The sequence below is a fragment of the Clostridium sp. AF28-12 genome (genome assembly GCF_003435225.1).
Lineage (GTDB): Bacteria > Bacillota > Clostridia > Lachnospirales > Lachnospiraceae > Pilosibacter > Pilosibacter fragilis.
Genome location: NZ_QWGJ01000001.1, coordinates 19,978 through 43,697, shown reverse-complemented (window position 1 = coordinate 43,697; position 23,720 = coordinate 19,978). Strand labels below are relative to the sequence as shown.

Annotated in this window: 22 protein-coding genes; 4 read left to right on the top strand and 18 right to left on the bottom strand. The window is 49.9% G+C overall.

The genetic code is table 11. The features are described from left to right. Positions 1 to 44: 44 nt before the first annotated feature. From DWY93_RS00190 to DWY93_RS00180, 3 genes are all read right to left on the bottom strand, one after another. A complete protein-coding gene (locus DWY93_RS00190; protein ID WP_117468985.1) occupies positions 45 to 767 on the bottom strand; it encodes an NAD-dependent protein deacylase in 723 nt (240 codons plus the stop codon). A 146-nt stretch (positions 768 to 913) separates the two neighbouring features. After that, entirely contained in the window at positions 914 to 1,939 is a 1,026-nt protein-coding gene (locus DWY93_RS00185; RefSeq protein WP_015552963.1) for a GNAT family N-acetyltransferase, read from the bottom strand. 3 nt (positions 1,940 to 1,942) lie between these two features. After that, positions 1,943 to 2,872: a phosphatidylglycerol lysyltransferase domain-containing protein gene (locus DWY93_RS00180; protein ID WP_015552962.1), complete on the bottom strand. Its 930-nt coding sequence runs from the start codon at positions 2,870 to 2,872 to the stop codon at positions 1,943 to 1,945. A 357-nt stretch (positions 2,873 to 3,229) separates the two neighbouring features. Here DWY93_RS00180 and DWY93_RS00175 point away from each other — a divergent pair, with 357 nt between their 5' ends. Both DWY93_RS00175 and DWY93_RS00170 read left to right on the top strand, forming a co-directional pair. Next, entirely contained in the window at positions 3,230 to 4,189 is a 960-nt protein-coding gene (locus tag DWY93_RS00175; RefSeq protein WP_117468984.1) for a bifunctional 4-hydroxy-2-oxoglutarate aldolase/2-dehydro-3-deoxy-phosphogluconate aldolase, read from the top strand. Positions 4,190 to 4,391: 202 nt separating this feature from the next. Beyond that, positions 4,392 to 5,417 carry a sugar kinase gene (locus DWY93_RS00170; RefSeq protein WP_021905128.1) on the top strand — a complete coding sequence of 342 codons (1,026 nt, stop codon included), beginning with the start codon at positions 4,392 to 4,394 and terminating at the stop codon, positions 5,415 to 5,417. A gap of 223 nt (positions 5,418 to 5,640) precedes the next feature. On the opposite strand, the gene DWY93_RS00165 is transcribed toward DWY93_RS00170, so the two are convergent. The 10 genes from DWY93_RS00165 to DWY93_RS00120 all read right to left on the bottom strand — a co-directional run bounded on the left by DWY93_RS00165 (position 5,641) and on the right by DWY93_RS00120 (position 17,101). Next, on the bottom strand, positions 5,641 to 6,276 hold the full coding sequence (locus DWY93_RS00165; RefSeq protein ID WP_117468983.1) for a GNAT family N-acetyltransferase: 636 nt from the start codon (positions 6,274 to 6,276) through the stop codon (positions 5,641 to 5,643). A 2-nt stretch (positions 6,277 to 6,278) separates the two neighbouring features. Next, entirely contained in the window at positions 6,279 to 8,423 is a 2,145-nt protein-coding gene (locus DWY93_RS00160) for a M28 family peptidase (RefSeq protein ID WP_242990488.1), read from the bottom strand. 126 nt (positions 8,424 to 8,549) lie between these two features. After that, on the bottom strand, positions 8,550 to 9,425 hold the full coding sequence (locus DWY93_RS00155) for an SseB family protein (protein WP_117468982.1): 876 nt from the start codon (positions 9,423 to 9,425) through the stop codon (positions 8,550 to 8,552). Between the two features lie 154 nt (positions 9,426 to 9,579). Further along, positions 9,580 to 10,959, bottom strand: coding sequence for a L,D-transpeptidase family protein (locus DWY93_RS00150; RefSeq protein ID WP_015552957.1), 1,380 nt, complete (start codon positions 10,957 to 10,959; stop codon positions 9,580 to 9,582). A gap of 364 nt (positions 10,960 to 11,323) precedes the next feature. Further along, entirely contained in the window at positions 11,324 to 12,574 is a 1,251-nt protein-coding gene (locus DWY93_RS00145) for a M20/M25/M40 family metallo-hydrolase (RefSeq protein WP_117468981.1), read from the bottom strand. A gap of 202 nt (positions 12,575 to 12,776) precedes the next feature. Then, complete coding sequence (locus DWY93_RS00140) at positions 12,777 to 13,289, bottom strand: nitroreductase family protein (protein ID WP_015552955.1); 513 nt, start codon at positions 13,287 to 13,289, stop codon at positions 12,777 to 12,779. A 136-nt stretch (positions 13,290 to 13,425) separates the two neighbouring features. Continuing rightward, entirely contained in the window at positions 13,426 to 14,634 is a 1,209-nt protein-coding gene (locus DWY93_RS00135) for a cation:proton antiporter (RefSeq protein ID WP_117468980.1), read from the bottom strand. A gap of 2 nt (positions 14,635 to 14,636) precedes the next feature. Then, the gene (locus tag DWY93_RS00130) at positions 14,637 to 15,401 is read right to left on the bottom strand and encodes an amino acid ABC transporter ATP-binding protein (protein ID WP_117468979.1); all 765 of its coding nucleotides are present in this window, start codon (positions 15,399 to 15,401) and stop codon (positions 14,637 to 14,639) included. 19 nt (positions 15,402 to 15,420) lie between these two features. Beyond that, entirely contained in the window at positions 15,421 to 16,071 is a 651-nt protein-coding gene (locus DWY93_RS00125) for an amino acid ABC transporter permease (protein ID WP_347465600.1), read from the bottom strand. A gap of 169 nt (positions 16,072 to 16,240) precedes the next feature. Beyond that, a complete protein-coding gene (locus DWY93_RS00120) occupies positions 16,241 to 17,101 on the bottom strand; it encodes an amino acid ABC transporter substrate-binding protein (RefSeq protein WP_117468977.1) in 861 nt (286 codons plus the stop codon). Positions 17,102 to 17,448: 347 nt separating this feature from the next. Between DWY93_RS00120 and bsh the strand changes: the two genes are divergently transcribed. Both bsh and DWY93_RS00110 read left to right on the top strand, forming a co-directional pair. Continuing rightward, complete coding sequence (gene bsh, locus DWY93_RS00115) at positions 17,449 to 18,423, top strand: choloylglycine hydrolase (RefSeq protein WP_117468976.1); 975 nt, start codon at positions 17,449 to 17,451, stop codon at positions 18,421 to 18,423. A gap of 62 nt (positions 18,424 to 18,485) precedes the next feature. Continuing rightward, positions 18,486 to 19,430 carry a membrane dipeptidase gene (locus DWY93_RS00110; protein ID WP_117468975.1) on the top strand — a complete coding sequence of 315 codons (945 nt, stop codon included), beginning with the start codon at positions 18,486 to 18,488 and terminating at the stop codon, positions 19,428 to 19,430. Between the two features lie 159 nt (positions 19,431 to 19,589). Here DWY93_RS00110 and DWY93_RS17000 read toward each other — a convergent pair whose 3' ends face one another. The 5 genes from DWY93_RS17000 to DWY93_RS00090 all read right to left on the bottom strand — a co-directional run bounded on the left by DWY93_RS17000 (position 19,590) and on the right by DWY93_RS00090 (position 23,707). Further along, positions 19,590 to 19,763, bottom strand: a complete 174-nt coding sequence (locus DWY93_RS17000; RefSeq protein WP_158553033.1) for a TetR-like C-terminal domain-containing protein — start codon at positions 19,761 to 19,763, stop codon at positions 19,590 to 19,592. A gap of 229 nt (positions 19,764 to 19,992) precedes the next feature. Next, positions 19,993 to 20,487 carry a nitroreductase family protein gene (locus DWY93_RS00105; protein WP_117468974.1) on the bottom strand — a complete coding sequence of 165 codons (495 nt, stop codon included), beginning with the start codon at positions 20,485 to 20,487 and terminating at the stop codon, positions 19,993 to 19,995. Positions 20,488 to 20,610: 123 nt separating this feature from the next. Continuing rightward, positions 20,611 to 21,249: a hypothetical protein gene (locus tag DWY93_RS00100; protein ID WP_117468973.1), complete on the bottom strand. Its 639-nt coding sequence runs from the start codon at positions 21,247 to 21,249 to the stop codon at positions 20,611 to 20,613. 257 nt (positions 21,250 to 21,506) lie between these two features. Then, a complete protein-coding gene (locus DWY93_RS00095; protein WP_117468972.1) occupies positions 21,507 to 22,286 on the bottom strand; it encodes an enoyl-CoA hydratase-related protein in 780 nt (259 codons plus the stop codon). Further along, positions 22,274 to 23,707, bottom strand: a complete 1,434-nt coding sequence (locus tag DWY93_RS00090) for an AMP-binding protein (protein ID WP_117468971.1) — start codon at positions 23,705 to 23,707, stop codon at positions 22,274 to 22,276. The genes DWY93_RS00095 and DWY93_RS00090 overlap by 13 nt, the downstream gene beginning before the upstream one ends. Positions 23,708 to 23,720 lie beyond the last annotated feature (13 nt).

Here is a 23,720-nt window from a genome sequence, read left to right as displayed (position 1 = left end):
CAAACTTACTGCGGCATTCATCGATCATTCTAAACAATATTTGTTTATACTCCGACTGCGTCCCCGAGAACCTCCCCGATCGGCCCGCTGATCACGAGATCCGCGCGGTTATCCATCGGTGTCACGGATTTATTGATGAGGACCAGCTTATGTCCCCGGTAATAATCGATGAGCCCCGCTGCAGGATATACCGTGAGGGACGTTCCGCCGATGATCAGCACATCCGCATTCGCGATATATTTCACGGATTTTTCGATGGTCTCCTGATCCAGACCTTCCTCATAGAGGACTACATCCGGCTTGATCGTTCCGCCGCAGGTACATTTCGGGACTCCCGTAGAATTTAAGATTGCATCCAGTCCATAGAACTTTCCACAGCGTGTGCAGTAATTCCGCAGTACGGAACCATGGAGTTCCAAAACCTCCCTGCTGCCCGCTTCCTGATGCAGTCCGTCGATATTCTGTGTTACGACTGCCTTTAATTTTCCCATTTTCTCTAACTTTGCAAGTGCCTTATGAGCTCTGTTCGGCTCCGCGTTCGGAAACAGCATCTTGTTCCGGTAGAATCGGTAAAATTCCTCCGGCTTTCTCATATAGAAGGAATGGCTTAAGATCGTCTCCGGCGGATAATCATACTGCTGGTTGTACAGTCCGTCCGTACTCCTGAAATCCGGAATATGGCTCTCCGTGGACACGCCAGCCCCGCCAAAAAATACGATATTGCTGCTCTCATCCAGCCACTTTTTTAATGTTTCCCGCTCTGTCATGACAGATCTCTCCTTTCTGTATTCAAGAACGTCTCGGCATTCTTGCTGCTCGTCACCTAAAGAGGTGGGAGTCATCTCACATCTGATATCATGCGCTTTTCTGCTTTGCTGTCAGCGGATCATGCACCGTTTGACCCTGATATCATTTACACAACTTCATCTAAGAACACTCCGCGAAACGGCTCAATATACTCCCCATACGGAATCTTCGCCACCTGCGCCGGTGTCCGGTATCCAAACAGCCACTCGGTAAGCTCCGAGATCGTCAGGACCTCCATTTTCCCCTTTGCGATAAACCGGGATTCCTGAATCATCCTCGAGCCTTCCTTTGTCAGCTGCCACAGCCATGCACCCTGATTCTGCGGTACGAAGAGATCGTTGATCCCGATCTCCACCGTCACTTCATCCTGCGGACAGTTCTCCGCTAACCGGATCGTCTTTACGAACTCCGGCATGCAGACGATACGCGCCATGATCGCCGGCTTCCGTCCCGCCTCGCTCCGGTAATGTTCTCCGGTGTAGAGATAACGCATCTCCCGTTCCTTTAAGCCCCACTCACTCTGCATTCCGATAAACCAGTCATCGTCATAGAGCAGTGTGCAGGTTCCATTTTCGCTGGCAAGTTCCTTCTCCATCCGCTGTAAATATGCCTCATCGCGGATCGCAAAGACCTCATATTTTCTCTTTAACCAGGCAGTCTGCCACTCCGCCAGATCTGCACCCAGCGTCTTCAGGTTACAGGGCTCTCTGTGGATGTGGGGATTATATTTGAGGACCCAGCGCGGCTGATCATAAATATACCGGAAATCGTAGGGACGGTACAGGGACTCTCTTGCGGGCATCAGAAACGTAAACGGCATCCGTTCTTCCTGCATGTCCCGCAGCATCGCCAGCATGAGACTTCTCATGTATCCCTTGTGGCGCCCAGCAACCAGTGTGGAAACGCCGACGATATAGTCGCACACAGCCTCACTTCCCCGCATATAGATCCTGTACGGGTTCCGGTGGAGCATGGATACAATCTCACCGTTCTCCTCCCGGACAAGTACCTTGTTGTCCTTCATTTTTTCCTTAAAATAATAATCACAAAATTCCGTGGAATCTTCCGGGAACGCCTCTCTCCAGAGATCCAGGCATCTTCCCTTTTCTTCTGTCTCCAAATACCGTATCATACTTTACTCCGCGCTCTGTGCCTCAAAATCTAACTGTTTAATCCGATACTTTCTCGCGAAATCCATCGGCGCATAGGACATCTTCGCCTGACGGAGTCCCGGGAGTCCCATATCATCCTCACGGTTTACGATCTCCGCCTCGGGGAATTCATGGATCAGGAACTGCTGGTTGATCATCTGGTAAAGTCCGCGCATCTCCGGGTTCGCCTTTTCGATGTGGATGATCGCCATCTTTTCCTTACTATTATAGCTTCCGATGGAGAACGCCTCCAACCGGTCATCCACATAGATCCCTCCCATGCGGACTGACAGCATCGAGCAGTTCCTTAAGATCTCGTGGATTCCTTCCACTTCATAATCCAAGTGTCCCTCGACCTCCTGGCCTTTTCCCTCTCTCCATTGATCCAGAAACTTCCAGATCTCGCAGCCGTCCGAACAGCAGAGCGTCCGGTACTCATATCTTCCTTCATATGCTTTTTTGAACGCGTTCAGGTTGTTTTTCTTCTTGTGGAGCGCCTTTCCGGCCAATGTCTTCAACGCCTCCGCGCTGTAAAGGTAGTCCTTTGCATCCGGAAGCTCCGTTACGGAGTAGCGGTCCGCCGGGAGATTTAAACAGTCCACCGCCTCCTGGTCCGCCAGATAGATCTCAAGCGGCAGATGAAGATTATCGTTGAAATACTGTTCGATCTCTTTAAAGTAGTGGGGCATATCTTCGATGGCGCACACAGGAAGAGAGGCATACATCTTTCCTAAAATCTTCATGATCCAGAGAACTGCCTTGTCATCTCTCTCGCAAAAGTGGACATGATAGTAATCCGCCCAGAGGAAATTATCAAGCATCACACTGTCACAGGTATTGTCGTGGCGCCTTCCATAATACTTACTGAGTTCCGCAAAATTCTCGGCGCCCAGCTTCTGAAACTGTATATCCATATAATTGTTTTTTCCCTTTCTAACTGCCGCTCATCTCCGGCAGCCGTTCCCGGTCTTTCACAGGAAATATTTTTCTGTTCTTATGGTTCCCTTGTTTTTTACTTTTTATAGTTTACCACACTTCCATAATAAAATGAAGCAATTTGTTTTTCGGCAGTTTTACTCAGAAAATCCAGTAAAATTAGGCTTTTTCGCTATTGACAATTCGAATCTCATGAGTATAATCTAATTTAGATGATACCGCAATGCGAAACTTAGTTCCGTATTATGAAACTCGGTATTAAGACTCAATATGACTTGATTATTGACTAAAACTGAATTTCCTAAATTTATAAAGCAAAAAAGGAGACAGGAATCATGAACGAAGTTTTAGAGAAGATCCAGAAAATTGGTATTGTTCCGGTTGTTGTACTTGACGATGCAAAAGACGCAGCACCGCTTGCAAAGGCACTTTGCGAGGGCGGTCTTCCGTGCGCTGAGGTTACATTCCGTACAGCTGCAGCAGAAGAGTCCATCCGTATTATGGCAAAAGAATTCCCGGAGATGTTAGTTGGCGCAGGTACTGTTCTTACAACTGAGCAGGTTGACCGTGCAGTAAACGCAGGCGCAAAATTCATCGTAAGCCCGGGCTTAAACCCGACCGTTGTTAAATACTGTGTAGATAAGGGAATTCCGGTAACTCCGGGTACTTCCAATCCGAGCGATGTTGAGATGGCGATCTCCCTTGGCCTTGATGTTGTTAAATTCTTCCCGGCTGAGCAGGCTGGCGGAATCAACATGATCAAAGCTATGGCAGCTCCGTACACACAGATGAAGTTCATGCCGACTGGCGGAATCAACGCCAAGAACATCAACTCCTACCTTGCATTCGACAAGATCCTTGCTTGCGGCGGAAGCTGGATGGTTAAGAAAGACCTCGTAGCTGCCGGTGAGTTCGATAAGATCCGCGACCTCACAAAGGAAGCTGTTCAGACAATGCTCGGCTTTGAGCTTGCTCATATCGGAATTAACTGCGACAACGAGACAGAAGCTGAAAAAACTGCTGACGCATTCGACGGTCTGTTCGGATTCACAAAGAAAGTCGGCAACAGCTCCGTATTCGCAGGAACCGCTGTTGAGGCTATGAAGTCCAAGGGACTTGGCTCCAAGGGTCATATCGCCGTTGCTACAAACTCTGTAGTAAGAGCTAAAAACTACCTTGAGATGATGGGCTACAAGTTCAACGAAGAGTCCGCTAAGTTCAAAGGCGACAAGATGACAGCAATCTATCTCGCAGACGAGATCGGCGGCTTCGCAGTACACCTTGTACAGAAATAAGTAAAAATTTCGGGACCGAAATTTTTACGCTGTGCAAACGAAACGAAGTGAAGTTCGCACTTCCCGTCACGCTACGCAAACGTAGCGCAGCGGAGTTCGCGGTTCCCATCGCGCTGTGCAAACGAAACGCAGCGGAGTTCGCACTTCCCGTTTACGTACATTACTTGATCATAAATTATATTAAAATTTAAGGAGAATCCTCATGTCCAAGAGAGTTATTACATTTGGTGAAATCATGCTCCGTCTCGCTCCGGAGGGATACTATCGTTTCGTTCAGGCTAACAACTTCGGCGCTACTTACGGCGGCGGCGAGGCTAACGTAGCTGTTTCCCTTGCAAACTACGGTTTTGACGCTGCATTCGTTACAAAGCTTCCGAAGCACGAGATCGGCCAGGCTGCTGTCAACGAGTTAAGAAGATACGGCGTTGATACTTCCACTATCACACGCGGCGGCGACCGTGTAGGTATCTACTTCCTTGAAAAAGGTGCTTCCCAGAGACCGTCCAAGGTTATCTATGACCGTGCACATTCCGCAATCTCCGAGGCTACTCCGGAAGATTTCGACTGGGCTAAGATCTTCGAGGGCGCTGACTGGTTCCACTTCACAGGTATCACACCGGCATTAAACGACACTGTTGCTGCTATCTGCCTTGAGGCATGTAAGAAAGCAAAAGAACTCGGCATCACAGTTTCCTGCGACTTAAACTACAGAAATAAGCTCTGGACAAAGGCTAAAGCAGGCGAGGTTATGGGTGAGCTCTGCAAATATGTTGATGTCTGCATCGCAAACGAAGAGGATGCTTCCGATGTATTCGGTATCAAGGCTTCCAACACAGACGTTACAAAGGGTGCTGTAAACCACGAGGGTTACAAGGACGTTGCAAAACAGCTTGCTGACCGTTTCGGTTTCCAGAAGGTTGCTATCACACTTCGCGAGTCCATCTCCGCAAACGATAACAACTGGTCCGCTATGTTATACGATGGCAAGGACTACTACTTCAGCAAGAAATACGCAATGCACATCGTTGACCGTGTAGGCGGCGGCGACAGCTTCGGCGGCGGACTGATCTACGCTTGCTTAAGCGACATGGATGCTCAGAGCATCATCGAGTTCGCAGTAGCAGCTTCCTGCTTAAAGCACTCCATCGAAGGCGACATGAACATGGTTTCCGTAGACGAAGTTAAGAAATTAGCTGGCGGCGATGGATCCGGACGTGTTCAGAGATAATCAAAATCTTTGATCCTGCATCACCTGTATATCGGGTGATGCGATCATGAAATAGTTGCCCAATTTGCCAATAAGGGCAAGTTTATTCCTCAATATATACCATAAAAATAAGGACCTCAGCGGCTGCCAATCGCTGAGGTCCTTGTTTTTTATCTGTTATGAAATTTCCTGACCGTTTCCGGTGCACCGCAGAGCCGCCATGGCCGGATAAGTCCTCTTCAGGTTACTGAATTTCTCTCACCAGGCAATACTGCTTCAGTCCCATGCCTTTCTCCACGATCCCGAACACCTTAAATCCGAAATGCGCATAAAACGCCACATTCTTCTCATTGTGCGTCTCCAACGAGATCATCATCCGGTGTTCTCCGGCATACCGGATCGCATCATCCATCAGTTTTTCCGCAACCCCGTGATGCTGTACACTCGGACTCACCGCAAGGTAGATGATATGTAAGCGGTTCTCCTGGTGAAGCTGGGCCGTCCAATGGGAGTTTAAGTAATCACGTCCCTTGATAAAATTCCAGAGCGTCTTTAAGCTCTTGTCCTCCTTGATCAGATACTCATCTGTCTTTAAGGACGCCCACGCTTCTGTAAGGTAAAAGCGGACCGGATCATATTCCTCCGCCTCATCGGAGACGACCAGGAGTCCGTTTAACTCCGGGCTATCCGCAAAAATTTCACATGTCTCATAAAACTCGTTCAGATCACACTCAAAAAGTTCCGGCATCAGCCGCTTTCTCGTCTCGGCATCCGGGATCAGAGTCTCATAAAGCGGGTCTCTGGCAAAACATTCTACCAGCATTTTCTGGAGCCGGGGCAGATCTTCTCTCTGTACCCGGTACAATATCTGGCTGTCCATAACTAAAAATCCAACACCTCTTTCGCTTTTTTTAACCCATCCGTCAGGGTATCCACGGCCTGGGTCATATATCTTATGTCATCGTCAAAGCAGGCAAGCTGCTCTTCCTCCATTTTTTTCAGTGCACAAAGCTCTTCCGTCACGTCATGTCCGCCCTCGGCGATCTTCTTTTTGAGACTCTTGACCTCTTTCGAGAGATCCACATGATGGACGATCCGTCCAGCTCCCCACTGCAGCCGGTCTTTTTCCTGGTTCAAGACATATTCCGTAAAATAGTGATATACTTCATCGTCAAACTGGAACGCATACTGATTGTTGTCCACCAGATACAAGGCGTCAAGAGCCCCTCTGACGTCCTTATTTTCCAGACTGCGCACTGCATCGCCGATATGGCGCAGATTGCTCTGGGCGGCCTCGTGGGGGAACAGGACCTCATCGTGCCAGTTGAGACGGACAAAATAGTCCTGGCATTTGCGGAACAAATACAGGAGCTGCCTCTGAAGCGCAGCGTTTCTATCATTCGCTTCTATATCCACTGCATTTTCGCCACGTTGAACAGTCGCACTTTCCGCTGCATCCGCCCCATCAGCCTCGGATTTTTCTTCTATATGAGATTCTTGACCACCTTTATGTATACAGCATGCAGCATCGGCATTCTTCACATCATTAATTTCTTTTACCTTCCGGTACACCTCATCCGCGATCTTCTTCGCCTCAGCCGTCCGCTCCAGCAGAACCCGGATACTCTTCTCGTCCTCCCGTCCCGTAACCGGTCTGACGCTCTCCTGGAGCGCCTGGAGCGTTCTTCCAACATTCACCGGCGCAACTTTCACCCGGTCGAATGCCATGACAAGAAGTCCGTACAGCTCATGGTGGAACCGGAACACATCCGCGTTGTAATACTCGTCGTTGTCAAACTGGGAGTGATAATGGGTCTCCATAAACTCCGCGCTGCTGAATTCATTCACCATGGACGGAATTCCTGAGATCGCAACGGAGAAATCATCTGACCACGTCTCGATCGGGCACTGGACCCCGAGACCTTCCGGGTAGACCTTTCTCGCGTCCACAGGAAACTCTTTCACAAATTCTGTCAGGAAGTCTTCATATTCGTAGGTGGACCGGATCGCGTCCCAGGGATTGTGGGCGTAGGCCGGGAGCTCGAAATTCAGGTCCGCGATGACCTTTCCCTGCCATTCCGGCCGAAGCTTAAATACCTGCTGCCATGCACCGGTAGACCAGTCATACTTGGAGTTCTCGATCCCCCATTCCTCCGCCGCCATACAGCAGAAAACGATGGTCTTCTCAGGTTTATATCCAATCTCTAAAAGCGTCCTGGCGATCCCAAACATCAGCGCGATAGCGCAGTTATCATCCTGAAATCCATCAAAATAAGAGTCATAATGGCCGCTGAGCAGGATCATGTCCTCCGACCTTCCGGGAATGGTTCCCCAGACATTATAGGACGGCATATTTTCCGTTACTACGGATTTTGCGTCAAACTGTACCGTGATCCGCGGTGTCTCCTTTAATGCCGCTTTCAGGATCTCCGCATCCTTTCTCGACATGGAAAACGCCGGGGCGTCCTTCGGTCCTGCGATATCCTGGGCATTTAACGCCTCACTGTTGATCTCTCCATAGCCGTTGTCCTGAACCGCGATCACCGCCGCTGCGCCCTTTAAGTGGGCCTGATATACCGGATAGTTGATCCACCACTCATCTCGCTGGTTGATATCCACCATCACAAGGCATCCTGTCACATCCACTCCGTCATAGTCCGCTTCCTTTCCGCGTCCGGCGTAGACAAGTGGATACTCTTTCCATCCATCCGTCACAAACTCCGTCTGATAAGCGCCGAGCTGGATTTCATGTTTTTCTCCGTCTCGGTCCGTAAACCGCACGACCGCCTTCTCAAACTCCCAGGAATCCAGACAGAGCTCATCCTTATGGATATCGGAGAGCCCGATCCGCTTCATCTCCTCTTTCAGGAATTCACCGGTGTCAAATTCCGCCTTCGATCCCGCCGTGCGGTAGCCGAGAACCGGATTGCTCTTAAATTCCTCCATCTTTTTCGCAAGGCGGTAGGAGTAGCCGATATCCACTGCCTTCAAATATATTTCTTCGATCTTCCTTCTGTCACTCTCCAAAGCTGTCAACCTCCTTATCCCACCTCTGCGGGCCTGTTCCCTGAGACCGGGAAGTATTACAAACTCCACCGCATCCTGCTCACTGTTTTCCGTGATGCGGACACGCCGGAGTTTCATAATTTTTCTTTAGTTCTCTGCCTTATTCCCGGCTCCGCTCTCTTCCTCAGCGCCTGCTCTCTCATGAGTCGCATTGACCTCGACCTGAGTTGCCTGAACTGCCGCCTGAGCATCCGCATGTGCAGCAGCTTCCGGGTTCGGAACAGTACGCTTTGTGATCGGCATCTGGAGATTAACGCCAAATGGGTTTACAACCACTCCCTTTGCCTCTTTTACGAGGATGCTCGGGATCTTATCTGCGGTTACCGCGATCGCTTTGAACTGGTTCTTCGAGTTGAATTTTCCGAACTCAATGATGTCCGTAAAGATCGGCTGGTACGCATCACCGTTTTTCTGTTTTAATAACGGAACGCCCGCACCTTCCTGAAATGCGGTGATGTATGTTCCGCGTGTGAAATCCGCAAGGATCTCCTCCTGCATCTCCTTTAACTCATCCGGCATCTTCTCGAATTTCTGTCTGCGAAGCTCCTGCATAAAGTACAGGGCGGTCAGATGAAGGCTCGGGTTCTCGATCCAGGTTTTCTTCTCTTCTTCCGGTGCATCCGGCTTATTCTGGCCCGGACGGTTCACAAGCTCCGAAAGCTGGATCCGGCACTCGCTCTCCATATACTGGTCTACCATCAGGCAGTTTACACCCATCGTGTAAAGGTTTCCATAAAAGTGAAGCATCTGGTTCGCGTCGACTTTCGCGATCTGTACCGGAATCTTCTCCTCGATGAGGCGCTTGCCCTCACGTCTGATATCTTCTTCCTTAAAATAGAGCAGGACTTCGTCATCGAATGTCTCTTTGTCGCATACCACATACGGCATTTTTGTGCACAGAGACATGATAACATAGATCTCCTTTGCGTTTCTTAACTGATTTAAAACCTGCTGTTTATCCATTTTTTCTTTCCCTTTCGGTATTCATGCTGCGGCTTTTGTCACCTTTTCCGGTGCATATCTCCCTCTGATGAATATTCTTTCCATAATTATTTTTCGTAAATGCGCAGCCATACTGAACAGTTACTTTTCATCCTTTTTGAGATCCGTCCCCGCTTTAATTGCAGCAGATGATCGGAATTCCCTTATACGCGTTCTCATACACCTGTGCTGCTACCTTCGGCGGCAGGTTGATGCATCCGTGGGAACCGTTTGTCTGGTAGATCGTTCCGCCGAACTTGCTTCTCCAGTCCGCGTCATGAAGTCCGATCCCACCGTTGAACGGCATCCAGTATTTTACAGGAGCCGCATAATCTTCTCCCTTTAATACACGGTCTTTCTGTTTATAATACAGCTCAAAGAGTCCCGGAGGTGTCGTGTAGTTCTTTGACACGTTTCCGGATACGAACGGGCTGTCGATGATCACTTTTCCATCTTTATAGAAATAGAGATGCTGTGTGGCAAGATCCACCTCAATATAAGTCTGTCCGAAATCATAACCATCGTGAGTCGCGCCGCGGCTCTCGTAGATCGGCTCGCGCTCCGTTGTCTGGCACGCTTTTACTGCCTCCACGAGGGCGTCTGTCTCGGCTGTCTGGTTGATCTTCCAGCCATATTTTCCGTATACAACAACATCCCGGCCGGATGTCGTCTTATACTTATGGTTTCCGTAAGTGTCATACTTATCCGCTAAAGACTTCACATATGCTACTGCCTTGTCACGGTCTACCTGGATCTCGGTGCCGTTCGTCCCAGTCACCCATTTTGCCAGTTCCAGACCATCCAGGGTCTCTCTGCTGGATCCAAACACATATGTAATCTGGATATCCTTGTATGCGTTTAATGTTGTGCAGAGCTGTACCAGGTTCGCGTCATCAGATTTTACGGTGATCTTTTTATAGCAATCCTCGTCTGCAAGCCGGATCTGTTTTTTCTGGCTTAAAAGTGCTGATTTAACGGCAGCCTTCATTTTATCCATATCCAGTTCGTTTCCCTGAACTTCTGGAACGATCGTAAAGGGTTTTCCTTCCTCGTAAGCAGAGATATACGCGTTGGAAGTCGGTGTTGCCGCCGTCACACAGTGCAGGTTTGCCAGCGCTGCGGCAAGCTTCCCGTCATCGAGAGTTGCCTCCACGGTCACTGTGTAGCTCTGGTCAGAGCCGGGCCCCGTCTTTCTTCCTGTGTCATTCTGCTCCTTTAAAATATCATCGACGCTGCCGGTAACGTTTAAGTGGTAACCGACATCGGTTCCCTTTAAGACTTCCAGGTTGCCGTCCGCGTCCTGTATTTTAATCTCGTAGTGTTCGTTGAAATAACCTTCCAGATATCCTTTCGCCTGCTGTGCCGTCTGCTTGGAGACATCCACCGCATTGATCGTAGTGCCGCGTACAAATTTTGCCGTATCGCTATCTGCCGCTGCCATCGCAGGAAACGCTGTTCCCACCACCAGCATGCCGATCACAGCGCCTGTCGGAAGAAGCATTCTTATTTTTTTCATGATTCCATCCTGCCTTTTTTATTTTCAGTTACCGGATTGCTCTCTTCTTGTTCGCCTCCGGCGCACAAGAAGCTCCGGGCGTTGCCCTTATACCGCTTTTCATTCAAAAGCGTTTATGCAGGCAAGCTTGCAGCACGCTTTCGACTGCAGATCGGCACAATCCAACTGTCATTCTCTATTTTATCCAACGCACTACATAGTGTCAAGGTGATTATTTCTTGCTTTTTCCTTGATTTTCTGCGGCAAATGTGCGGCTTTTCATAAAAAGTGTCACCATGCAGATCGGTCGATCAAAAACGGCACACCCCCGCCATTTACCTGACAGGTCTGTGCCGTTTTCATACTAAGCTTTCATTTTGTCCTGCTATTTCTTGATAATGCTCTCTACATCATCCATGCCCGCGCAGAGCAGCGCAAGCAGCAATGTCTGCTGGCAGCCCTTATATGCGCCCTCGACCTTAAACTGCTCGGAAAGCATATGCGCGTGGATATCATAATCCGCGCCCATGCCGAGGCACACTGCCGGGAGTCCTGCTTCGAGAGCACGGTTGCAGTTTGTGGAGCCACCGTTTCCAAGCTTCGGCTCCTCGCATCCAAGATACTCTGCCGCCGCCATGGCGCCCTCTACGATCGGCGCATGGGCATCCTGATGGCCGGCATTGACATCACAGATATGTTTTACATCGTATGTGATCGTATCCATGCCCCAGCGCTCTGTCTCCTCCCTGCATGCCTCATCGATGGCATCGAAGATCTTCTTGCGGAGCTTCTCAAGCTCTTCCTGAGAGTTCGAACGGAAGTTGAAGCGGATCTGTGCCACCGGAACGATCGCATGGACAGCCTCGAAGCTTCCCGCCTGCATGGTGGTCACCGCAAATGTAGTCATCGGCTCCTTCGGAACCTGGATCTCGGAGATCTTCGCGATCGCACGTCCTGCCGCATGGATCGGGTTTGCTACCTTCGCGAAAGCGCCGCAGGCATGTCCGCCGATGCCGTGGAAGTTGATCTCGTATGTCTGGATTCCGGTCGCCTCATAGGTGATCTCCTGAAATCCCGGGCCGTCAACGGAAATGCTGGCATCCAGCTCCGGATGGTGGTTTACATAATACTGCATTCCTTTTAACGCGCCGGTTCCTTCCTCCTGAACCGTTCCGACAAACTGAATATCGCCCTTTGTCTCAATTCCTGCCGCATTTAAAGCGCGGATCGTAGACAGGACGGTCGCACATCCTCTCGTATCATCCACGATTCCCGGGCATTTGATAAAGCCGTCCTCACGGACGATCTCAAGCTTTGTATCAAGCGGGAATACCGTGTCCATATGTCCCTCTACAAGAACCGTCTTTCCGCCACCGGTACCTTTTCGGATTCCGATGCAGTTGCCGTACTCGTCGATATGGCAGTCTGTAAGACCTTCCTCCTTAAACATCTCAAGAAGTCTCGCTGCTTTTTTCTGCTCATGGTTCGTCGGTGCCGGGATCAGGGTAAGCTCGATCTGTCTGTTGATGATCTCGTTCTGGTCATTTTCCATAAATTGAAGGGCTTTCTGAACCTTTGCATCCTTTGTCAGTGTGTCGAATTTCTTCTGAATCTTCTCGGAAACCTTATATTCCATCTGTCATTCCTCCGTTTTTCAATACTGAGTAACAGAAGCGGTCATCTCAGGCTGCCTCCTGTCCGATATTTTACCACAAAAAAGTTTTTTTGTGTATTTTTTATACGAACAAAAGTTTTTATGTCGCGAACACTCTCAAAAAAGAAGAGACCTGCCCGTGGCTTTCTTCCACTTTGGCAGGTCTGAATCTATGTATATGCTTTTACAGACGGATCACCATCTCATCTAACGGCATTCTGTCGGTGTGAAGTCTTGACGGATGCGCCGTCTCTGCCGGATATCCGAGCGGAAGCATCGCAGTCGCAACAAGTCCCTTCATCTCCGGGAACAGCTCATGAAGCTTCTCCTGGCTGAACATGCCGACATAGCAGGTTCCGAGACCGAGATCTGCCGCCTGAAGCATCATCTGTGTCGCTGCGATCGTCGCATCGATCTCCCCGTGGTTCTTCATATCTCCCTCGCGGTTCCAGGCCTTCGCCGGATCATACGCGACAACAAGGATCACCGGTGCATGGAACTTGCATGCGGTGCACTCCTCTGCTTTCTCCAATGCCTCTCTGCTCTGCATCACAAGAATGCGCTGCGGCTGGAGATTGTGGGCAGTCGGTGCATTGTGACCTGCCTCCAGCACCTTTTCCAGCTTTTCTGCCTCCACCGGGCGATCTGCATATTTTCTAAGAGAATATCTTTCTGCGCATAATTTTTCGAAATCCATAATTGCCTCCTGTTTTGCGGTATTTCAAATATCCGCTCAGTGAAATAAAACGTCCCTGATGAAAACGCCTGCCTGATACCGCATATTTTGCGCTCATTATAGCCCACATCCGGTATTTTTTCAAATCAAATTTATATTATGAGATGTTTTCCTGTTTTTTCAACAGCTTCTTATACGTCATATCCATCCCGATCGCCCCAAGCGGTGCCGTGATCAGGATTGCAAGGACCGCTACTGACAACACGATCTGACCGCAGGCAAGTCCCCTTGCCATCGGAACAGAACCGATCGCCGCCTGCACCGTCGCTTTCGGCAGATACGCGATCACCGTAAATACCCGTTCCTTCTTATCCAATGCCGTTCCCGTCATGCACACAAGAACACCGACAGCACGGAACACCAATGCCAGCAGGATCATGACAATCGCCGCGGCTCCGGCCGTCGCCGTATACCGGATATCAACCGCTGCGCCGACCAGTACAAATAAGACAACTTCCGCCGCGATCCAGAGCTTTCCGAATTTCTCCGAGAGTCTTCCTGAGACAGATTTCGGACATTTGATCTTCAGAACGCATGCCATGCTGACTACGGCCAGCAGACCGGACACTGATACATAAGCCTTCACCCATGTCTCCACAGCCATCAGAAGGAAGGAAACTCCAAGAACGATCATGACCTTCATACTGTTTCTCACATAATGCGCTTTCGCATAGGCGGTCTCAAAAAAGAGGCTCAAAAGATATCCAACGACCGCGCCCAGCAGGATTCCAAGCGCAATGGACACCGGGATATTTAAAAACTGCTTCATATCCGCCGTACCGCCCTGGGCCATCCCGGAAAATGTGGAAAACAGCACGATTACAAAGATATCATCGCAGGACGCTCCCGCTAAGATCATCTGTGGAATACTCTTTTCCGTTCCATATCCGCTTTCCATGAGCTGCACCATCCGCGGCACTACGACCGCCGGAGACACTGCCGCCAGGACCGCGCCCATGACTGCCGCCTCAATTCTCGTTATCCCCAGGATCATCGGCGCACAGAGCAGATATCCACAAATCTCAAAGCTTGCAGGTACAAACGACATCATGACTGCCGGACGGCCTACTTTTTTCAGATCCGCAAGATTTAAGGAAAGTCCCGCTTTCAATAAAATAATAATAAGAGCCATCTGCCGGAGTTCCGACGAGATCGATAAGATCTTATCGTCCAGAAGTCCCAGCACATGCGGTCCCAGAATAATTCCCGTGAACAGCATACCAATAATACGCGGCAGCCGCAGCCCACCACAGATTGCGGCGGCGGAAAGTCCCACTAAAAATATTAACGCAAGAGAGGTCAACATAATTACAAGATCTCCCCATATCGTCCCAGAAAGCTCTTCATTCTCTCATTATCGGATGCGAACACCTTCTCCGGCGTTCCCTCCTCGACGATCACGCCGCCCTCCATGAAGATCACGCGGTGGGAAATATCCCTTGCAAACGCCATCTCATGGGTAACGATCACCATGGCGATATTCAGATCTGCCAGAGAACGGATCACCTTTAACACCTCGGCTGTCAGCTCCGGGTCCAGAGCTGATGTGGGTTCATCGAAGAACAGGATCTTCGGGTTCAGCGCCAGAGCTCTCGCGATCGCCACACGCTGGCACTGTCCTCCGGATAACTGGCAGGGATAATAGTCTTCCTTGTCCGCCAGTCCCATCTTCTTTAACAGCTCTCTCGCTTCCTGATATACCGTCTCCTTGTCTCGCTTCTGCACATGGATCGGCGCGTCAACGATATTCTTCAGCACAGAATAATGCGGGAAAAGATTAAAATTCTGGAACACGAGACCATACTGGCTCCGGATCTCCTTCATGTCCTTCTTATCCGCATAGACCACATGTCCGTCCTTGTCCGTCCATACCGCTTTTTTCCCAAGATATACGATCTCGCCGCCATCCATCTTCTCAAGCATTGTCGCGCACCTGAGCAGCGTTGATTTCCCGGATCCGGACGGTCCGATGATGGATACGATTTCGCCCTCGCCGATGCTGATGGAGATATCCTTCAGCACAGACAGGTTCTCAAATGATTTTTCTACATGATTTAACTCTAACAGATTCATGATCCACAGACCTCCAGTCCTACCGGTAATAATCCAGCTTTTTCTCGATCCACTCCATAACGACAGCCACGATGAGGTTGAACACATAGTAGAAAATTCCGGCTGCGACAAACGGGATCATATTTGTCTGGGATGCTGCCAGAGCTTTCGCGATCGTGAACATCTCAGCGACACTCAGGGTGAATGACAGGGACGTATCTTTTACAAGTGTGATCACCTCGTTTGTGATCGACGGCAAAATGCGCTTGATAACCTGAGGCAGAATGATCTTGAAAAAGGTCTGAGCTTTCGTGTATCCAAGGATCTGTGCCGCCTCATACTGGCCGATCGGCATCGACTGAATGCCGCTGCGGTAGATTTCTGCAAAATATGCCGCGTAGTTGATCACAAAGCCGATAAAGGTCGCTGTCAGGCGGTAACCGCTGCCGACTTTAATATGAAACAGATAGTATGGTCCGAAATAAACGACCATCAGCTGCAGCATTAACGGAGTTCCGCGCATGATAGAGATGTAAAATTTTACGATCATGCTGATCACGCGATTTTTCGATAAGCGTCCGAACGCCACAATAAGTCCAAGTGGAAGAGAAAACAGCAGCGTGATCACGAAGATCTGCGTACTGATCAGCATACCACCGGCGAGCTGTGCGACCATCTGCCCGATTGTCATTTTACCCATACGATCTTTACCTGCTTTCCTTCTTAATAAATAACACAAATTACGGGAACTGTTTTCCGGTTCCCGTAATCAAAATTCTTTTACTATTTTAGCCGATATGGGAATGTCTGTCAAACAGCATTTCCGTATCCCGCAAGATTTCTACAACTCCGACACGCGCCTACTTTCCGATCGTCGTAACGTCCTCGCCGAACCATTCATCAGAGATCTTTGCTAATGTGCCGTCGGCAGCCATCTCCTCTAACGCTCCCTGTACTTTATCTCTTAACTCTGTGTTGCCCTTCTTAAAGCCAACGCCATATTCTTCCTCGGAGAGGGAATCGTCAAGGATCTTAAAGTCCGCGTTTCTCTGCTTGATCTGGTAGCCTGCAACAATCACGTCCATTGCGACTGCGTCAACCGCGCCCTGTTCGAGATCCATGAATGCGGTATTATAATCCGGTGTCGTTAAAAGCTGGCCGAATGTATTTGCGAGATCCTGATTTTCATTCAACGCAGCCTCCGCTGAGGAATCGGCCTGTACTTCCACGACTTTTCCCGCAAGGTCAGCCTGACTCTTGATATCGGAATCGTTCGCTACAACGAATACCTGCTTGTTTGCCATATACGGTGTAGTCCAGGTATAATCATCCTCGCGGCCTGTGATCGTAAATCCGTTCCAGATACAGTCGATGTTGCCGGATTCAAGCTCCATATCCTTGGAGTCCCAGGCGACCGGCTGTGCCTTGTATTCGAGACCGAGACGGCTTGCGACTTCTTTCGCGAGATCAAGGTCAAAACCTGTGTATTCGCCGTTGTCACCAACAAATCCCATTGGCGGGAAATCCTGATCGAAGCCGACGATCAGTGTGCCTCCTGCTGCTTCTGCCGTCTCCGCAGCTGTCGTACCTGCTGTTGTTGTCTCCTCTTTTTTCTCGGCAGTTGTCTCTGCTGCTGTTGTCTCTGTCTTTGCTCCGCCGCATGCTGCGAGGGAAAGTACCATTGCAGATGCCATAACTGCACTTAATAATCTCTTTTTCATCATAATTTCCTCCTCTTATCTGTCCGTGATCCGGCTGCCCGGACCAGCTTTTCGTCGTATCCGAAAACCGACCGCATTTTTCTGTCCGGTTTCATTTCTCTGTTTTTATCGTGTTATCATGTTACCATACTAAAGTGTTTTTGTAAAGCTCTTTTTAATGAATTTTTCCAAAAAATGCGGTATAATCTTTTTTATGCAGAAGAAACTATATCCGTATTTATCTCAGTCGAGAAGATTCCCGCCTCTTTCAGGTGGTGAGTAACAGCAAATTTGTCTCAGTGGGAGTCAGGTCTCCGGATGAGATAAACGCACTGCGAATTTACTATTTTTAAGGAGGTTCCTGTCTTATGTGTACAGCAGCAACTTACAAGACAAAGGGCTTTTATTTTGGAAGAACCCTGGATTACGAATTTTCCTACGGAGAGGAGATCACGATCACTCCCCGCAATTACCCGATCCCGTTCCGCCATATGGATACGCTTGCATCCCACTATGCCATCATCGGCATGGCGCACGTTGCAGACAATTATCCTCTGTATTATGATGCCATGAACGAAAAGGGACTCGGCATGGCAGGACTCAACTTTGTCGGAAATGCTGCCTATGCAGAGCCGACGGATGGAATGCAGAATGTTGCCCAGTTTGAATTTATCCCCTGGATCTTAAGCCGGTGCGCAACTATTCCGGAGGTCCGCGAAGCGCTTGCCCGCATGAATCTTGTCGGAACACCTTTTAGTCCGCAGATGCCTGCCGCAAGCCTCCACTGGATCATTGCGGATAAAAACGAGGCGATCGTCGTGGAATCCATGGCTGATGGACTCCATGTCCATGATGATCCTGCCGGTGTTCTCACAAACAATCCGCCCTTCGATCTGCAGATGTTCCATTTAAATAACTATCTCGGGCTTTCCCCGCGCCAGCCGGAAAATCATTTTTCTCCGGAGCTTCCGCTTGCCACCTACAGCCGCGGCATGGGCGCTCTCGGTCTTCCGGGGGATCTCTCTTCCCAGTCCCGCTTCGCCCGTGTGGCATTCACCCGCGCGAACTCGATCTCCGGTGACAGCGAAGAAGAAAGCGTCAGCCAGTTCTTCCATATCTTAGGCTCTGTGGACCAGCAGCGCGGCTGCTGTGAGGTTGCAGAAGGAAAATATGAGATCACGATCTACACCTCCTGCTGCAGCGCCGAAACCGGAACCTACTACTATACGACCTACGAAAACCACCAGATCACCGCGGTGGATATGAAAAAAGAGGCGCTTGATTCCGATTCCCTGATCCGCTACCCGATGATCTTAAAAGGCGAGATCCGAAGGCAGAATTGACGGAAACGTCTGAACGGTTCCGTTACAATAAATCCAAAATATATTTTCAGGAGGAATTTCCCATGAATCCATATGCTTTGATCGATCTGCACTGTGACACGCTCACAGACTGTATCCATAAGGGGCTGACCCCGGACACGCTTGATGATCCGAACCGTGTGCTCTCCCTGACCGCGATCCCGTCTGACGTTCACTGGGCACAGTTTTATGCCATCTTCATCCCGGATCAGCACCGTGGACAGGCCGCCATCGATTACTACGAAACAAACCGTGACAATTTTAACCGCCAGATGGAAAAATTTCATGACCGCATCTCCCCCTGCCGTTCCGTTTCCGATATGCATGCTGCATGGGAGGCAGGAAAGACGGCCGCTTTTCTGACCATCGAGGGCGGAGCGGCTCTCGCCGGTGATATCACCCGCGTAAAAAAACTGGCAGATGACGGAGTCCGCTGCATGACACTTACCTGGAACGGCGAAAATGAGCTCGGTTCCGGACACACCACCACTCACGGAATGACAGATTTCGGACGGCAGGCAGTCCGTGAAATGGAAGACCGCGGGATCCTCGTTGATGTCTCCCATTTAAACGACACCGGCTACGCCAACCTCTTTGAGACCGCCCGCCGCCCGTTCGTTGCGACCCACTCCAACGCGCGCGCCATCTGTTCCCACAAGCGGAACCTGACGGATGATATGATCCGCGAGATGGTCCGCCGGAACTGCCTCATCGGCCTCAACTACTGCAAGAGTTTCATTACCGATGGAGGCATCGGCGATTCTCCCGACGACCTCTACCGCCACATCGAGCACTTTTTCAGCCTCGGTGCCTATGAAAACATCGCCCTCGGCTCCGACTTCGACGGTGCGACACTTCCTACATACCTGAACACTCCGGCAAAGGCTGCTGATCTCTACGAATATTTCCTGGAAAAGGGAATGTCAAAGGATCTGGCAGAGGGAATCATGTTCCGGAACGCAGAAGAATTTTTCAGAAAAAATCTGTAATTTGCATCCGTCTGCCCGCAAATGCGCATCATCGGCACGTTAATGCCTTTTGTGTAGCAGGGAATTCCCCGAAACTTCCTGTTACACAAAAAGGGCGTGTGAAAAATGAAGCTTTATTCTTCACACGCCCTTCGCGTCCGATCCTGTTTTGTTTCAGGATCATTTTTTTAATTTTTTCAAGACTCCCTCAATTCCGCCTTCTACCAGAATGCAGGCATCCGAAAAGCAGTCCAGATCCTTTGCCTTCATCCCATTGCTGACCCAGTCCAGAAACAGACCGACAAACACTCTGGAATACGCCCTGCTGATAAAGTTCTGCTTCTCAACCGACATATTCGCGATTCCCGGATTGCTGTGCAGAAGATCTGTCTCCGGATATCATATAGCTCTACGATCTCCCGCACGGTAATATCATCGATCGCCTTCTTTGCCAATAACGTCGTCAACGCCGTCGAAATATCTACCTTTGTCCGATCCTTCATCGCTTTTTCTCCCCCCAGTAATGCGAAAAATTCATTCCGGACCGACTCCGTCGATGGAATCTGTCAGAAAAAAGACCGTCCTATTTCACATAATGGATCCTGCTCTGATCGAACCGATCCTGCTGGGTCCGCTCCTCATCCGGGTAACCGAGAGCAAAGATGCCGAAGACCCGCTGTCCCGCCGGAATCCCGACGATCTTCTCTACATCCTTCATCCGGTCCTCTCTCGGAGCTACGCCGAGCCATACGCCGCCAAGTCCGATCTCATCCGCTGCAAGCCACAGATTTTCCATCATGATGCTCATATCGATCTGTGCAAATTCCGGCAGATCGCATTCCTCACGGTATGCAGTCACGATCGCCACCGGTGCTTTTCCTGCCGGGGCGGAGAACGGGCTGGACTCTCCGAGCTGTTTTAAGACTTCACGATTTTCTACTACATAAAACTCCCACGGCTGCTGATTCTTCGCGGACGGCGCTGCCATCGCTGCCTCCAGAATATAGCCGATATCTTCATTTGATACAGCCTCATCTTTAAATTTACGAATACTTACACGGTGAAATAAATCTGCCATTTTTAAACCCCATTTTCTTTCTTGATATATTATAATTCTCAAAAACTTTGCTATTCCCGGACAGCTAAACTGAAGACCGTTATAGCCAGCTATTTTCCGGAAAAAATCCCATATTTATATTTTTTACTGCAATTTCTTGATCTCCAGCGGAAAACTTACATCCTCGGAATCCATATATACAACGCCAATCTTCGCTCCGCTGTCTCCGCCCAGAGCATCCTCATCCATCGGACAGCCATCCTTCATGAACCCCATCTCAGTTCCATCTGCTGTCACCATCATAAACGTGCTCATCGCATTGGCCGTCGTCGTTCCCTCTGCGTATGCGATCGTCCAGTCATCATCTCCCGGTGCCGCGATCACCATATTGACTTTCTCCAGATCCATATTGTCATGGATCTCGACACCGATATATCCGATCACAACAAGACTGTCATCCGCGATCTCGGTCTCCACGTCACCGATATTTCCGGTCGTGATCACATATTCTCCACCATCATCTGCTTTGAGCGTAAACGTTCCTTTTTCGTCATTCGTCCCCGTCACGATTCCCTGAAGCAGGTGATAATCCGCAAGCCTCTCATCGTCCTGCGCCGCTGTTCCACTGGTTTCAGAAGACTCACTCTCCGCCATCCCTGTTCCGGTCGACTCAGCCACTGTCTCTGCTGCCGCAGTTGTCTCCGCCGGTTCTGCCTTCTGGCATCCGGCCGCCAAAGCTGCGCTCATTGCTACTGCTGTCATGTACAAATACGTCTTTCTCATAGCTGTCTCCTCTCTGTAAGCCGCATTTCATTATAGCATATTTCTTATATCTTATCAATCAGACTGCTGACGCACATCAGCCTTTCTGTGCCAATATCATACCACATCCGGACAGCGGAAAATCCTAAATTTCTGTTAAATTTATTTTACCTCCTGACATACACCAGCTGATAAACGGCAAGTCATAAGAAACCCTCCGGTCACCGCATTTTGCGATTCCCGGAGGGTTCTTCATTCTCTATTTGGCAGGGTTTTCTCTATTTTCTCATAAACTCCCCATGTGCCCTCTTCTCGAGAAACGCCGTCGTCGCTTCCAGATGATCCTGAGTTCCAAAGCAGGAAGCGAAGATATCTGTCTCTGTTCCAAGGCTTTCCTCCAGTCCGGCGCTCATAGCGGTGTTGATGGACTTTTTCATATTTTCCACTGCAAGTGGTGCCATATCCGCGATCGTATCCGCTAATTCAAAGGCTCTCTTTAACAGTTCATCCGGCTCAACGACATCCTCCACAACACCAAGCTTCAGCGCTTCCTCCGCAGAGAGGCTGCGCCCCGTATATAAAAGCTCCTTGGCTCTGGAAGCGCCGACCGTTCTCGGAAGAAGGACTGTACTGCCCCATCCCGGAATCCCACCGAGCTTGATCGTCGGAATTCCGATCTTCGCGTCCGTGGCTGCCACAGTGATATCTGCCGCCAGAATCATCTCCATTCCACCACCGAGAGCATAGCCGCGGACCGCGCAGATCACCGGAACTCTGTGATTTAAAATTGACCGGATCATCTTTTTCCCGCGTCTTGAAAATTCTGCCGCTGTTGTTTCATTCAGCTGAACTTCCTCCTTGATATCTCCGCCTGCCGTAAATGCCCGCTCCCCTGCTGCCGTGAGAATCACGCAGCGGACTCCTGTATCCTTCTCCGCCATCTCCAGCGCCTCTGTGAGCTCGTCCAACATCTGGGAATTAAACGCGTTTAACGCCTTCGGACGGTTGATCGTGATCAGTGCTGTTGTGTCTTTTTTCTCGTAAATCATGAATTCCATGGCAATTTCTCCAATTCTTTGTAGATCGTTTTTCCGGACTCATTTTTCGGTACCTTGCCGATGGGAAGAACCCGGACACCTCCCGGGTAAAGTCCTGTTTTCTCTGTCAGGAACTCCGCTACCTCCTCACAGGATGCCGGATCCATTCCTTCCATATAGATCCGCATCCGGTCATCCTCGCCGGTACAGGCGAGCTCCACGCCCTCATAGCGGCCGCGAAGAAGCTGCTCGATCTCGTCCATATTGACGCGCTTTCCATACATCTTCAAAAACCGTTTTTTCCGTCCGGTGATATAGTAATATCCCTCTGCATCGCGCTTTGCCATGTCTCCGGTAAACAGAACGCCTCCGCGCTCATCTCCCTTTTCAAGATCTGCCGCACATTCCGCATATCCCATCGTGACATTCGGACCGCTATACACAAGCTCCCCCACCGTATCCGGCTCTTTGATCTCTGTCGGGCCATCCTCCATGATCCGGAATTTTCCGCCCGGGATCGCGATTCCCATGCTGCCGCATTTTCTGATGGCATCCTCTGCGGGAAGATAACTCATTCTCGCCGTCGCCTCTGTCTGCCCGTACATGACAATGAATTTTCGTCCTGAGGACATCGCATATTCCGCAAATTCCCGATGCAGATTCACCGGAAGCTTGCCTCCTGCCTGCGTCATCGTCCGTAAGGACGGCAGCTCCATTTTAAAGAAATCAAGTCGCTTCAGGATCTGATAGGTGTAAGGGACGCCGCCAAAGGAAGTTGCTCCCTGCTCCCGGAAAAAATCCCAGAACTCCCGCTCAAACAGCGTATGCTCTGTCAGCAGCACAGCTGCTCCCACCTGAAAATGGCTGTTCATGATCGAAAGCCCATACGTGTAGTTCATCGGCAGCGTTGTGATCGGACGTTCTGTCGGATCAAGTTCCAGATATTCCGCGATCGACTCCGCATTTGACGTAACATTTTTCCGGCTCTGTCTTACAAGCTTCGGGCTTCCCGTACTGCCGGAGGTCGTAAGGAGAAGCGCAAGCTCCGGATTCAGCCCCGTTTTCCGTTTGGCATCCCGCTTTGCAAGCTGATAACCAAAGCACTCCGAGCCCTCCAGTACCGTTCCATCCGTTCCTGTAAGGTCCTCCGGCATTCCAATCAGATAATCCGGCTCATAGGTCCCGATCAGTGTCCTTAAAAGCTCTCGGTCCATTCGATGCTCTAAAAGCAGAGGAACCACATGATTCCTAAGACAGCTCCTGTAATAAAGAACTGCTCCGACGGTATTCCTGCAATACAGGAACGCAAGCCTTCCCTCCTCCAGAAATTTCGATCGTTCCTCATATATCTTCTCAAATTCTCCGTAGGTGATCCGGTTTCCCTGATCATCCGCAAGCATCAGATTCTCTGAAAATTGATCATTTCTTTCAATAAAATTCATCCGGCCCTCCTTT